Origin of the sequence: Thermomonas carbonis (assembly GCF_014396975.1) — a bacterium.
Lineage (GTDB): Bacteria > Pseudomonadota > Gammaproteobacteria > Xanthomonadales > Xanthomonadaceae > Thermomonas > Thermomonas carbonis.
In genome coordinates this window covers 980,758-994,938 of record NZ_CP060719.1, presented here as the reverse complement: position 1 = coordinate 994,938, position 14,181 = coordinate 980,758, and the positions used below count along the sequence as shown (strand labels likewise).

At 65.0% G+C, this 14,181-nt stretch carries 9 protein-coding genes and 2 tRNA genes; all 11 read right to left on the bottom strand.

The features are described 5' to 3' along the window. Positions 1-61: 61 nt before the first annotated feature. On the bottom strand, positions 62-3,184 hold the full coding sequence (locus H9L16_RS04610) for a TonB-dependent receptor (RefSeq protein WP_187553386.1): 3,123 nt from the start codon (positions 3,182-3,184) through the stop codon (positions 62-64). Between the two features lie 132 nt (positions 3,185-3,316). Continuing rightward, on the bottom strand, positions 3,317-6,748 hold the full coding sequence (locus H9L16_RS04605; RefSeq protein WP_187553385.1) for a hybrid sensor histidine kinase/response regulator: 3,432 nt from the start codon (positions 6,746-6,748) through the stop codon (positions 3,317-3,319). A gap of 96 nt (positions 6,749-6,844) precedes the next feature. Continuing rightward, on the bottom strand, positions 6,845-8,062 hold the full coding sequence (locus tag H9L16_RS04600) for an RtcB family protein (RefSeq protein ID WP_187553384.1): 1,218 nt from the start codon (positions 8,060-8,062) through the stop codon (positions 6,845-6,847). Between the two features lie 58 nt (positions 8,063-8,120). Beyond that, complete coding sequence (locus H9L16_RS04595) at positions 8,121-8,885, bottom strand: hypothetical protein (RefSeq protein WP_187553383.1); 765 nt, start codon at positions 8,883-8,885, stop codon at positions 8,121-8,123. Positions 8,886-8,941: 56 nt separating this feature from the next. Beyond that, positions 8,942-10,063, bottom strand: a complete 1,122-nt coding sequence (locus tag H9L16_RS04590; RefSeq protein WP_187553382.1) for a slipin family protein — start codon at positions 10,061-10,063, stop codon at positions 8,942-8,944. Positions 10,064-10,477: 414 nt separating this feature from the next. Next, positions 10,478-10,545: transfer RNA gene (locus H9L16_RS04585), tRNA-Met, on the bottom strand. A gap of 1 nt (position 10,546) precedes the next feature. Next, positions 10,547-10,616, bottom strand: a tRNA-OTHER gene (locus tag H9L16_RS04580). A gap of 386 nt (positions 10,617-11,002) precedes the next feature. Then, positions 11,003-11,140 (bottom strand): hypothetical protein, encoded by a 138-nt coding sequence (locus H9L16_RS04575; protein WP_187553381.1) that lies wholly within the window; start codon positions 11,138-11,140, stop codon positions 11,003-11,005. Between the two features lie 362 nt (positions 11,141-11,502). After that, a complete protein-coding gene (rpmG, locus tag H9L16_RS04570; protein ID WP_187554053.1) occupies positions 11,503-11,670 on the bottom strand; it encodes a 50S ribosomal protein L33 in 168 nt (55 codons plus the stop codon). A 10-nt stretch (positions 11,671-11,680) separates the two neighbouring features. Next, positions 11,681-11,917 (bottom strand): 50S ribosomal protein L28, encoded by a 237-nt coding sequence (gene rpmB / locus H9L16_RS04565; protein WP_187553380.1) that lies wholly within the window; start codon positions 11,915-11,917, stop codon positions 11,681-11,683. A gap of 461 nt (positions 11,918-12,378) precedes the next feature. Beyond that, the gene (locus tag H9L16_RS04560) at positions 12,379-14,181 is read right to left on the bottom strand and encodes a DUF885 domain-containing protein (RefSeq protein ID WP_187554052.1); all 1,803 of its coding nucleotides are present in this window, start codon (positions 14,179-14,181) and stop codon (positions 12,379-12,381) included.

Sequence of the window (14,181 nt, the reverse complement as noted above, 5' to 3'; positions counted from 1 at the left end):
GCAAAAAAACCGGCCCCTCGCGGGGCCGGTCTTCTTGCATCACGAAGCGCGGATCAGCGGATCAGAAATCGTAGCGAGCGCTGAAGCGGAAGCTGCGCGGTGCGGAGTAGTACAGCTCCTGGCCGAAGCGCGGATTGACGGTCGTGCGGCTGCTGGCCGAACGCTCGTAATAGCCGGTTGCGGTCTGGGTGTTGAACAGGTTCAGCACGTCCATCGACAGGGTCAGGCCATCCAGCCATTTCGGCGTGTAGGCCACGTTGACGTTGAACGTTGCGGTCCACGGTGTTTCACCCAGGCTGCCGCGCGGCGAGAACACGTACTCCGGGTTCGGAGTCACGTTCGGATTGTTGACCGCCGTCTGTGCACCCGGCACGCCGCAGTAGCTGTAGTAGGCGTTGTTGTACAAGCCCGGCTTCGCGTACGGCCAGTAGCTGTAGCAGCTACGCGGACGTCCGCTCTGCACGATGGCCGAACCACCCATGCGCCATTCGTCGGTGAAGCGGTACGTGCCGATCATCTTGATCTGGTGCGTGCGGTTGTTCGGCAGTGAGCCGTTCACGCCGAACATCAGTTCCGGCAAGTCCCAGTCCTGGGTGACGGAGACGTCGCCCTGGCCGCCAGCGCCCGTGTCCACGGAGGAGTTCAACTGGCCTTCCGCGTTGCCCCAGTTGTGCGACAGGGTGTAGTCCACCTTGCCGAAGAACTTGCCCTTGCGGTACTGGGCGTACATGTCCAATGCGACGTATTTGCGCTTCAGCGCCGGGAACGCGGTACCGAAGTCGACGGAGAAGTCGTGCGTCACCTGGACCAGGTTGCCGGTGCCGTCGTCTTCCCAGAAGGTTGCCACGTTGGCGCCCGCGTTGAAGATGAAGCATTCGCTGGGGCAGATATCGTCGATGGCGCTCTTCAGGTCGCGGTACGTGGCCTTGACGCCCCACGAGAACGCGTCGGTCTCGTTGCGCTCCATGCCGATCAGGAACTCGTCCTGATAGTGCGGCTTCAGGTCGATCTGGGCGATCGTGCGCGGATCCTTGTCGTAACCGCATTCCACGTTCGAGGACATGCCACCGTTGTCGCAGGTGTAGACGCTGTTCGGGTTGGTATACGGAATCGCGGTCAGGCCGGTCGGCGTGCCGTCGGCCGCGATGCCGGTGTACGTGAAGTATTGCGCGGAACTCAACGAGGGGTTGGAACCACGCACCGACACGTTGTTCGGCAGGGCCAAGTGGTACCGGCCCATGTTGCCGAAGACCTTGAACGTGGAATCGCCGTTCACGTCCCAGCTGAAACCGATGCGCGGCGCCCAGTTGTTCTTCTGCTCCACATAGGCTTCGCCATTGCCGTTGTAATTCGTGAATCCGTCGTTGCGCAGGCCCAGGCTCAACAGGAAGTTCTCGGTGATGTGCCAGCGGTCTTCGATGAACATGGCCTTCTGCTTCACGGTCGTGCCACCGCCATGCTCGGAATAGTTCTTGGTCACGTAGTAGCCATTGGCGCCCAGGCCGCCACCCGAAGCGGGCGAGCCGACATAGTGGCTGGCATCAAGCGCGGCGTTCGGGTTGCTGGCAAGGCCGTAGGACCAGTAGTAGCCGGTCGGGCCGACCACGTTGTCGCCACGGTAGGAGTAAGCCTCGAAGTAGTCGTAGCCCGCACGCAATTCGTGGTCACCAATGGTGTAGTTGATGTCGAAACGGCGTGCCTTGGTTTCGTCCAAACCGTCGTAGTTGTACGTCGGTCCGAATTTCTGCGGGTTGCTGATGCCCGCAAACGCCGTGGGCACCACCGTTGGCGAGATGCTGACGTAGGTCTTGCTTGAGTCGTAGCCCTCGAGCGGATTGGCCAAGGTGTCGATCTTCTGCTGGCCGAACATGGCAGAAACGCTCAGGTTGTCGGTCAGGTAGCCGGTGTACCTGCCGATGTACAGGCGTGTGTTCGATTCCGTCTTGTTGGTGTTGAACAAGACATTGTCGCGCTCGTTGGTCTCGTAGTTGTAACCGTAGTACTCGGAATCGACCTTGCCGTTGTCCTGGATCCCGGTCAGCTCGATGATGTGGTCGTCATTGATGTTCCAGTCCAGTTTCACCGTCCAGCGCGGATCGGTGAACTTGGTGACACCCCACGCTTGGGCACGGCTCGTCGCAGCGAGTGCCGGAGCGCCCGCGGCGGTCTTGCCCGTCAGGTTGGCCGAATAGCGGGAAATTTCCTGGTCGGTCTGGCTCTGTTCGGCATTGGCATAGATGAACAGTCGATCCTTGATGATCGGGCCACCCACGTAAAAACCGTAGACCTGCGTACCGGACTTGTTGAAACGGTTGAGGTCGTACAGCTTGCCGTCAGTCCAGTTGGCCGGATTATTGCCGGCCGTGGTGTTGTAGTGGGTCGTGGCGTTCCAGAAACCCGTTTCCGGGTAATAGATGTCCTTGTAGTCGCTGCGCAGGGACGCCGGGGTGTAGATGGCGTACACGCCGCCCTTCCACTCGTTGGTGCCGCGCTTGGTGATGATGCTGATCACGCCACCCGTGCTGCGGCCGAACTCGGCGCCGTAGCCACCCAGCAGGACCTGTTGCTGCGCGATGGAGTCGAAGCCCAGCGTCGTCGAACCGATGTTGGTGAGCGGGTTGGTGACCGGGAAGCCGTTGATGTAGTAGGCGTTCTCGGAGGCGGCCGCGCCACCGAAACTGCCGACGCTGGAGGAGCGGCTGTTGTAGGCGGTGGAATTGATCACGCCCGGTGCCAGCAGCGCCACGGCATTGATATCGCGGGCAACGGCGAGTTCCTGGAGTTGCTCGGCGGTGAATACCGTCCGGCTATCCGTCTGGGAGACGTCGATGGTTGCGATCTGGCTGGCGTTCACGGTCACGGTGCCCAAGGTCGTCGTAGCGTCGCCGAAGTCGACTTGGGCACCTGATGACACCAATACCGTGACGTCGCGGGCGTCGCTGCCGGCGGTCACCTTGTAGCGACCGGCGGGCAGGGACGGCGCGCTGTATCGGCCGTTCGCGTCCGCGGTGACGGTGCGGGTCAGGCCCGTGTCACTGACGATGGTGACGGTCTGGCCGGCTTCGGCCTTGCCGTAGATGGCACCTGATGTGCTTTGCGCATGGATGCCGCCGGCGAAGCACATGCCGAGCGCGACGGTAAGCGCGCTCCGCTTCAAGCCTTTGGCGAAATATTTGGAAGCCATTGCGATGAGTCCCCATTAAGAAAAGTGAAAATCAAGACGCCCCAATGCCTGACCTGAATCGGTCATGACCGGCCGACTATAGGGCAATCACAAATCGTTAACAAATCTGGGGTGGTTTTGGAGGGCGCTCTTTCAGGTCCGCACCGACGCCAAAAACGCCCGCAGCGACGCCGGCTTGATCGGCTTCGTCAGTACGCGATAACCACGCAAGCGCGCGTTGCGCTTGAGCGCATCGCTGCCATCCGCGGTGAGCAACGCACCGCGCACCTCGCCGCAGGCGGCACGCAACGCATCCAGCGTGTCGAGTCCGTCGAGGCGGTCGTGAAGGTGGTAATCGACCAGCAGCACGTCGGGGCGCTCGCTGGTGAGCAACAGCGCATCGTCGACTGTCGACGCGCAGGTGACCTCCACGCCCCAGCGACCGAGCAGCGCGCGCATGCCCGCCAGGATTTCCGGATCGTTGTCCACGCACAGCACGCGCAGGCCGTGCAGGGCGGCGTCGTGCGTTTCCATCGACGCGCGCGGTGAGGTGTCGTGTCGCAGCGGTGCGCTGGCACGCGGCACGCGGATGCCGAACACGCTGCCGCGGCCCACGGTGGAGCGCACGTGCAACGGATGGTCCAGCACGGCGGAGATGCGCTGGCAGATCGACAGGCCCAGGCCCAGGCCGCGTTCGCCGCGCTCTCCGGGTTGGTCGTAGCGATGGAACTCCTCGAAGATCTGTTCCAGGTGATTGGCGGGGATGCCGGGGCCGGTGTCCCAGACTTCCAGAGAAATGCCATCGCCGCGCCGCCGTGCCGCCAGCAGCACGCCGCCGCTTTGTGCGTAGCGCAGCGCGTTGCCGATGAAGTTCTGCAACGCACGTCGCAGCAGGCGGCGATCGCTGCGCACCGGCATGACATCGGGTGCGTGGATGCGCAACGCCAGCCCGCGTTGCGCAGCGGTGGGCGCGTATTGCGCCTGCAGTTCGCGCAGCAGTTCGGCGGCGTCGAAGTCCGTCCATTGCGGCTGCAGCACGCCGGCATCGAGCCGCGACACATCCAGCAAGCCGTCCAGCAATTCCTCGGCGGCGCGCAGCGACGCATCCACGCGCGAGGCCAGCCGCGCTTGTTCCTCCGCGTCGCCGCCTTCGTGCATCGCCGAAGTGAACAGGCGCGCCGCATGCAGCGGCTGCAGCACGTCATGGCTGATCGCGGCCAGGAAGCGCGTCTTGCTCTGCTGCGCGGCCTCGGCCTCGCGGGTGCGCAGTTCGACGCGTTGCTCCAGCGTCTCGTTGATCTCGCGCAGTTCGCGCTCGACGCGCTTGTAGTCGGTGATGTCGCTGTAGCTGGTGACGTAGCCGCCGCCGGGCAGGGCGCGACCCAACAGTTCGATCACCTGGCCATTCGCGCGAACGCGCTCGAACACATGCGGCAGGCCCGCACGCAGATGCTCCAGGCGACGATCGACGTGCGCATCGATGTCGCCCGCGCCCATCTCGCCGCGTTCGGCATTCCAGCGCAGCAGGTCCGCGACCGGGCGGCCGACGTAGAGCATGCCGTCCGGATAATCGAACAACTGCTGGTAACGGCCATTCCACGCGACCAGTCGCATGTCGCTATCCACCACGCTGACGCCATGCGGGATGTTCTCCAGCGTGGTGGTGAGGATCTCGCGGTTGAAGCGCAGCGCGTGGCTGGTTTCGTCGAGCAGGCTGACCACTTCGCCGAGCTCCATGCCGGAGCCGCGCAGCACCGAGGTCAATGCGCTGCGCGCCGAGGCGGCGCCGAGCGCCGAGGCCAACAGGCGCTCGCTGAATTGCACGAGTGCGCGGTCGGCAGGTTGCTGCGGATCCCAGGGATGTTGCTGTTGCGAGGTGTAGTCCTGGAACGCACGGCGCGCGTGCTGTTCGCCGAGGATGCGTTCGGCCAGCGTGAGCAGTTCGCTGCTGCGCACCTTGCCGGCCCAGCCGCCGGGCGCCAGCATCGGTCGGTGTGCGTATGGATCGAGATAATCGGCGGCGGCAAGCTGATCCTGCAGTAGCGGCCGATGCCGCATCGACATGAACACGAACGCCGCGACGTTGCCGAGCAGCGACCAGAACACGCCATGCGTCAGCGGATCCCAGCCGCTCAATCCGAACAGCGATTCCGGCCGCAACCAGCGCTGGCCGAGCGGGCCTTCCAGCATCCACGCGGGTGGCGGTCCCTCCGTCTGCAGCAACGCCGGCAGCAGCAGGCACCAGACCCACAACACCGCGCCGGTGAGCACGCCGGCGTACGCGCCCGCGCGGCTGGCACCGCGCCAGTACAGGCCGCCGATCAGTGCCGGCGCGAATTGCACGACCGCGGCGAAAGCGAGCAGGCCGTGTTGCGCAAGCACCTGCTGGCCGAGTGCGTGGCGGTGATACGCGAATGCCAGCAGTGCGAGCACGATGATCGCGATGCGGCGGATCAGCAGCACCCGCTGTTCGATATCGGTGCCGTGATGCAGGAAGCCGCGACGCAGCAGCAGCGGCACGACGAGGTCGTTGCTGACCATCGTCGACAGCGCCACGCTGGCCACGATCACCATGCCGGTGGCCGCCGACAAGCCGCCGATGTAGGCGGCCAGCGCCAACCATTCGTGGCCATGCGCGAGCGGCAATGCGAGCACGTAACTGTCGGCTGCCATCGGGTCCGCACCGGGCATCGCCTGTCCCGCCAATGCGATCGGCAACACCAGCACGCTGATCAACGCGAGGTAGCCGATGAACATCCAGCGCGCCGGTCGCAGGTCGGCCGGATCCTGGCATTCGACCACCGCGACGTGGAATTGCCGCGGCAGGCAGATGATCGCGGTGAATGCGAGCAGCGTTTGCGCCAGGAAACCCGCTGGCAGTTGCGGGCTTGCGAACGCTTGCGCGCTGCCCATCACCCGCGCTGCGATGCTGCCCTCACCGGGCAGGTACCACAGCGCGAACACGCCGATCGCCACGAACGCCACCAGCTTGACCAGCGACTCCAGCGCGATCGCCAGGACCATGCCGCGATGATGTTCGGTGGCATCGATGCGGCGCGTGCCGAACAGGATCGCGAACACCGCCAGCATCAGCGCCACGTACAGCGCCGGATCGGCGTACCACTGGGCAGCGAGCGGTCGCCCGCTGAGCACGCCCACGCTCATGCCCACGGCCTTGAACTGCAGCGCGAAATACGGGATCGCAGCGATCACCGCGAGGACCGCCACCACCGCAGCGAGGCCGCGTGCACGACCGTAGCGCGACGACAGGAAATCGGCGATGGAAACGATGCGATGCTTGCCCGAGGCCAGCACCAATCGCTCCAGCAGCCGCCAACCGAACAGCAGCAACAGGATCGGTCCCAGGTAGATCGGCAGGAAGCCCAGGCCGGTGCGCGCGGCGGTGCCGACCGCACCGTAGAACGTCCACGACGAGCAATACACCGCGAGCGCCAGCGCATACACCGCCGGCCGCAGGCGCGGCCCCTGCGCGAGTCCCGGATGGCGTTCGCCCAGCCAGGCCACGGTGAACAGCAGGCCCACGTAGGCCAGCGCCACCAGCAGCAGGAGCCAGCCGGGCATCATCGCGTGAGTGTGTCCTGGGTTGCGGAGCGTCGAGTGTAAGGAAAAAGGAAACCCGCCTTGCGGCGGGTTTCGCGGCCATCCCTGGCCGGTGTGGCTTCAGCCTTTAATACAAACCACCTGCCGCAGCGTGTGCACGATCTCGACCAGGTCGGACTGCGCCGCCATCACCGCGTCGATGTCCTTGTACGCGGCCGGCGACTCGTCGATCACCCCGGCATCCTTGCGGCACTCGACGTGGGCGGTGGCCTCTCGATGCTGCGCCAGGGTGATCTGCTGGCGTGCCCTTGTGCGGCTCATCACCCGGCCGGCACCATGGCTGCAGCTGTGGAAGCTGTCCGGGTTGCCGAGGCCGCGCACGATGAAGCTCTTCGCGCCCATGCTGCCCGGGATGATCCCGAGCTCGCCCGCACGCGCGCTCACCGCACCCTTTCGCGTCACCAGCAATTCGACGCCAGCGTGCGTCTCCTGCTGCACGTAGTTGTGGTGGCAGTTCACCGCCATCTTCTCCAACTGGAACTTCGGCAGGCGATGGCGCATCTCGTGCAGCACCCGCGCCATCATCGCCTCGCGGTTCTCGCGCGCGTAGTCCTGCGCCCACGACACCGCTTCCACGTAGTCGTCGAACAACGGCTCGCCCTGCATGAAGAAGGCCAGGTCCTTGTCCGGCACGTGGAAACCGAGCACGCGCTTGCCCAGCTCCTCGCGCGCACGCTCGATGAAGTAGCTGCCGATCAGGTTGCCGGTGCCACGCGACCCGCTGTGCAGCATCACCCACACCGCATCGCTTTCGTCGAGGCAGAGCTCGATGAAGTGGTTGCCGCCGCCGAGTGTGCCGATCTGCCGGTCGAGCTTGTCGGTGCGGATCTTTCGGTGCTTCTGCTTGATCGCGTCCAGCCGCGCGACCAGTCCCGATTCGGCGACGCGGGTCTGGATGCTGTCCGGCAACTTCCAGTGCTCGCCGCCGCGGCCGTTCCCGACCGGCACGCTGCGCTCGATGGAGTTGCGCAACGGGCCGAGGTCGTCGGGCAAGTCGCTGGCGCGCAGGGTGGTGCGCACCGCGGCCATGCCGCAGCCGATGTCCACGCCGACCGCAGCCGGGATGATCGCGCCGCGGGTCGGGATCACCGAACCCACGGTCGCGCCCTTGCCCAGGTGCACGTCCGGCATCACCGCGACCCACGGTCCCACGAACGGGATCGATGCGATGTTGCGCAACTGCTCGTGCGCCTGCGGTTCCAGCGGCACGCCGCGCACCCAGCCCTTGATCGGGGTGGCGCTGCCCTCGGCGTGCAGCAGTTCGAATTGGTTGCTCATGTCCTTCTTCCTTCGATGCCCGTGTCATGGGCATCCGTTGTCCTTTCCATGGTCTTGTTCAGTGCGTGTCGTTGGCCAGTCCGTGGTGCCGGAGTTCCGGCGCGCCCAACTGGCGTTTCCGCCATGCATACACATCGCCCTTGCCGTACCAGGCCTTGTCGCAACGGGTGACCCGACTGCCATCGGGCTGCTTGCTTCTGACAAGCCGCTCCGCGGCTACAACACGTTGGCGTGCTACCACATCGAATACGCCGCTGCCGTCCGCGCCCACCGGAATCGCTGCCAAATCGACCTCGTACCAGAGTCCATCCAGCCGATGCAGCTGCAGGAACGGACCGAGTTCGCGGCGATGGTCGATGCCGCCAAGTGGCTTGCGGTTCCGTTCGCGTCGAATTCGCTCGCGCCATTTGTTGATCTGCAACAGTCCGGTGCGCGGCTCCACGTAGAAGCGCGGTGCCCAGCCCGAGACCAGCGACTGCGGCGCGCCCCAGCGCGACGGCGAATGCGGCTCACCATCGATCACCACCACCGTCACCGCGACGAAATCGCCGACATGCTGATGGATGTGTTCCTGCGCCGTGCTGCGGCGATCGATGCCATCGCAGATTTCGGAGTACACCTTGCCCCACGGACGGCCGACCTGTTTCTCCAGGTAGCGTTCCAGCGGACGCAGGTTCTCGTTCAACCCTTTCCGGTCGTGGTGCCGCCAGCGCAGGCTCTCGCGCGCAGGGCTGTCATCGTCGATCGGCGTGAATCGTTCGCGGTCATAGCTCCCGCCATGCCTCGGCCGCTCCACGATCACCTTGAACATGTCCTTGCGCATCATCTCGCTCCTTTGAAAAAGTCCCGCGCGACGGATCCGTCCGCCACGCGGGGTTGCTACTTCAGGCTCACCAACTGCTTCATGACGCCGTCCAGGCCGCCGAACACGGTCAGGTTGCCGATCTTCTCGGTCACCTTCTCCAGCGCCTCCAGTTCCTTGAGGCGCATCAGCACCGGGCTCTCCTCGATCAGCCTGGCGGTGTTGAGCAGGGAACGCGTCGCGTTCGCCTCCTCGCGCCGACGGATCACGTTGGCCTGCGCCAACTTCTCTGCCTGCACCACGCCGTTGAGGATGTCCTTCATCTCGCCCGGCAGGATCACGTCCTTCACGCCCACGCCGAGCACCTCGATGCCGAGTTCGCCGACGCGGCCGCGCACGTAGCCGAAGATGTCGGCGTCGAGCGATGCCTTGTCGCCGAGCAACTCGTCCAGCGTCTTGGCGGCGATCGCCTTGCGCAGGCCGAACTGCAGCTCGCGGTACACGTAGTCGCCGAACTTCGCGACCTTGGTACGCGCGGCCACCGGGTCGGTGACGCGGATGCTTGCGGCCAGGTTGACGCGCAGGCTGACCTTGTCGCGGGTCAGCAATTCCTGGCCCGAGACCTCCAGCGACTGCACGCGCAACTCGATCACGTCGACCGCCACGTTCTTGCGGAAATTCCAGAACGCGTGGCTGCCCGCCTCCAGCACCTGCACCAGCCTGCCGTCGATGAACACCAGGCCCGCGGACTCCGCTGGCACCTCGGCGACGACCGCGAGCTTGCCCAGCGTGCCGAGCTGGCGCAGGCGGTTGGCGACATCGCTGCGCACGGCCAGGCCATCGGCCAGCGACACGCGCTCCACCTCGACCTTCACCAGGCCACGCCAGTACAGCCTGCGCGACCCCGGTGCCAGCACGTCCTCGAGCTTGCCGTTCTTCGACACCAGGCCGACGTCCTCCGCACCGATGTCGGCGAGCACGAACGTCTCGTGCAACCGCTCGCCGAGACGCGCGATCAGCGCATCCACGTCGTGGCCGGCGTACTCCGGCGCGGCGATGTTGAACGTGCGCACCTCGACGCGCTTCAGCGGATCGAACATGCGGTACACGCCCGGGAACAACACGCGCTCGAATTGACGGTTCCGATACACCAGGCCGCGCTCGCCGTCGCCGATCACGACCCTCTTGGTCCAGAACATTGGGAACTCTCCTTGTTGGCTCTGGTGGTCCGATCCGATTGTTGCGCGATGGATCGGGTGTCGCGTTTGCGTTTGGCTCCTCCCCTTTGTGCGTAGCGCAAGGGGGAGGTTGGGAGGGGGTTGCTGTTTGCGATCGAAGCACTCCTCCCACAAACAGCGGAAAAGGTGGAAACGCCCCTGACGCCGATGCCGCGGAACCCATGCGCTCTTCGTGCAGGGGCGATGCAATCCTCGGTATCGCAATCCATCGCGAGTCCGATTCGTGCAGGCCCGCGCGCGTCGAGGGCGGCGGCCCGGCGACACCACCGCTGCGTGGCCATGGGCGTTGCGATGCACTGCAACGATGCTGGACACGCACGAGGCGTTTCCTGGTGCGGGCTTGCGCCCGTGTGCAACGACGTGACAGGTCGTTTGTTGGAGCGGGAATCGAACCCGCGACACTCGGTTTATGGGACCGATGCTCTACCCGACTGAGCTATCCAGTGGTGACGTGCCGGAGTCGAACCGGCGACCGACAGCTTTCGCTGCTGCTCTACCCAACTGAGCTAACGTCGCTTCGCGGGACACCGTCTCCCGACCCCCGGCATACGCCACGGCAGAGCCGCGCGCACCGGACGGGCATGCAAGCCCGTACCGCTGTGGATCGTTCGTCGATGCTCCGCATTGGCGCCTCGTCGAAAGCGCCAATCCGTGTGCGATCGCATCCGCTTGCCGCCCGTGCCGAAGCATCCAGGCACAGCGCATCCTTGCGCCTTCGCGGGTTTCCCTGCCTCGGACCAGCACTGTCCGGATGCTTCGGGAGCGCGATGCAATCGCGTTTTGATCGTGTGGATTTCCTTTTGCGAACGCCAAAAACAAAACGCCCCCGGGTCCTGGAACCCGAGGGCGTTCGCGTGGCCTCGGGAGATCGGGGTGACCGATCTCCGCGATGCAGAAGGATCAGTCGATGTGGGTGTTGCCGAAGTAATGCCGCTTGCCGCTTGCGGGCAGGAGCGCATCGCGCCGTTCGCACGCGCGCAGGCCCGCATCGCGCTTGGGCGCGGCAGTCTGGATTGCGATGTCGAAGGCGAGTTTCATGGGAATTCGATTGGCTCGTGATCGCCGCAGTGGCGAAGGTGGCGCACCTTACGCGCGCTTTTTTCGTTTCGCAACAAATTTTTTACATCAGCGACGAGCGGTTTGATTTCATCAGCCGAGCGGTGCGAAACATTCGGAGCGCTTTCACAACGATGCTGAGCAGCAGATCGAAGCAAAGCAGGCCCGTTGCTTCGCTCGGGACGACAGACAAAAAGCCTGTATCGCTGCGGGCGTTTGTTCCATTCGACCGACCAAAAAGAAACCCGCCGAGAGGCGGGTTTCTTGTCGAAAGCTGGATCCCCGCCTGCGCGGGGATGATGTTCCGGCACAGGCATTCGCATGAACGCGAATGCGCCGTCACATCACTTGATCTTGCCTTCCTTGTACATCACGTGCTTGCGGACGACGGGGTCGTACTTGCTGACCTCCATCTTCGCCGGCGTGTTCTTCTTGTTCTTGTCGGTGGTGTAGAAGTGGCCGGTGCCGGCCGAAGAGATGAGGCGGATCTTGTCGCGCTTGGTAGCCATGATTCAGTTCTCCTCAGACCTTCTCGCCCTGCTTGCGCAGGTCGGCCAGGATGGCATCGATGCCGTTCTTGTCGATGGTGCGCAGGGCCGCAGCCGAAACGCGGAGCTTGACCCAACGGTTTTCCGAAGCGACCCAGAAGCGGCGCTCGTGGAGGTTGGGCATGAAACGGCGACGGGTCTTGCGGTTGGAGTGCGAGACGTTGTTGCCGGAGATCGTGCGCTTGCCGGTAACTTGGCAGACTTTGGACACTGTGCACCTCGATGGTGTTTGATTGTCGCCCGTAGCCCGGGAGACGGCGGCCCCGCCACGTTCCCCAGGGGGTTCGCGGCACACGAAACGGGTAGGTTGTCGCGCTGCCAATGGCGGGCCGGATTCGTGTTCCGGTTCCGCCCGGGACCTGCCAAAAGGAGGTGCCGGACGCAGCGAGCCGCGCATTATGCCGACAAAGTCCTTTGTGGGCAAGCACTTGGGGTCTGTCGTCAGCCTCTTCGACCCCGACGGGGTAGGGGTCGCCGCTTAGGCTCCGCATCCGGCTCCGATGCGCGGGCGCGCGCCGTCCATGGCGCGCTCGACCCCTACCCCGTCGGGGCCGAAGAGGCTCTGACGCTTATTGGCGGGCCGGCGGAAAATCAAGAGCGGGCTTGGTGGGTGTTCGCGCAGCGGCATTTCGAGCCGCGTACCGAACACCCACCAAGCCAGCCGAGCAGAGGTCAGCGGCTCTTGGCGGCTTTCGCCTCGGCGATATACGCCCGGATCTGCGACTCCAGCACCGGCAGCGGCACCGAGCCCTGCGCCAGCACGGCGTCGTGGAAGGCGCGGACGTCGAACTTCGGGCCCAGCGCGGCTTCGGCCTCGCGGCGCAGGCGCATGATCGTCAGCTCGCCGAGCTTGTAGCTGAGCGCCTGGCCCGGCCAGCTGATGTAGCGGTCGACCTCGGTGGTGACCTCATGCTCGGACAGCGCGGTGTTGTCGCGCAGGTAGGCCAGGGCCTGTTCGCGGCTCCAGCCCTTGTGATGGACGCCGGTGTCGATGACCAGCCGGCAAGCCCGCCACATCGCATAGGTCAGGCGCCCGAAATCCTCGTAAGGGGTTTCGTAGATGCCCATTTCCTTGCCCAGCCATTCCGAATACAGGCCCCAACCCTCGCCATAGGCGCTGATGTAATCCTTGCGGAAGTCGGGTACGTCGCCCTGCTCGCGCACCAGCGAACCCTGCAGCGCGTGGCCCGGCGAGGACTCGTGCAGGGTCAGCGCCGGCAGGTTGTACAGCGGGCGGCTGGGCAGGTTGTAGGTGTTGACCCAGTAGGTCTCCGCGCCGCCGCGGCCGGCGGTCCAGAACGGCGCGATGTCCGGCGGCACCGGCACGATGGTGAAGCGGCCGCGCGGCAGGGTGCCGATGATCTTGCCGATCTCGCCGTCCACCCGCTTGGAAATCCAAGCGGCGCGATCCAGCAACTGCTGCGGCGTCTTCGAATAGAACTGCGGATCGCTGCGCAGGAAGGCGAGGAAGTCGGCGAAGCTTCCGGTGAACTTCACGTCGCGGATGATCGTGTCCATCTCCGCGCGGATCGACGCGACTTCCTTCAGGCCGATCGCGTGGATATCGTCGGCCGTGAGGTCGAGCGTGGTGTATTTGCGGATCTGTTCGCGATACCAGGCCTCGCCATCCGGCATCGCTTCGGCGGCGAGCGTGGTGCGCGCCTTCGGCATGTAGTCGCTGCGGAAGAACACCAGCAGTTTCGCGAACGCGGGCACGACCGCATCGCGGATCGCGGCGCGGCCTTCAGCGCGAAGCGTTTCCTGTTCGGCGGCGGGGATGCTCGACGGCATCTTGCGATACGGATCGTAGAAGTTGGAAGACTCGATGTCCTTCAGGTCCGCAACCATCGCGATCGACACGTCGCGGCCGTCCAGCACCGCGCGCGGCACCGAGAAACCGCGCGCAAGTCCTGCGCGCATGTTCGTGGTCTGCTGCTCGAAATAGCGCGGCACGTCGCGCAAGCGCGAGGCATAGGCGCGATAGCCATCCGCATCGCGCGGGGTGGCGCGGGCCATGAAACCGAGATCCGACCAGAACGAGCTGTCGGCGTTGAACGGCATCTCGTAGTCGCGGAAACGCAGTTCCGCAGCCAAGTGCTGGATCTGCGGGCGATAGACCGCGAAGTTGACCTGGTTGGCCGCGGAGAGTTTGCCGGCCTCGATGGCGTCGAGCTGTTTCAGCACGCCATCGAGATAGGCCAGCCGCTTCGCCTGTGCCGCGGGACTCACATCGGCCAGCGTGGTCGACGGCGTGCGGCCGCTGTTGTCGCTGTCCTCGTCCCAGCTGGGTGCCTGTTGCGTGCGCCAGTCCCACTCGGCTTTGTAGATAGTCTCGAAGCTCTTGTCGGTGGCGCTCGGCGGCGACTGCGCGTGCGCAAGTGCGGGCAGCAACAGGCAGCAGGCGAGCGCCAGAGATCGAAGGGCGGGCGATTTCACGTGGCGGCATCCGGCATCGAAGTGGCCGGATCGTAGCAT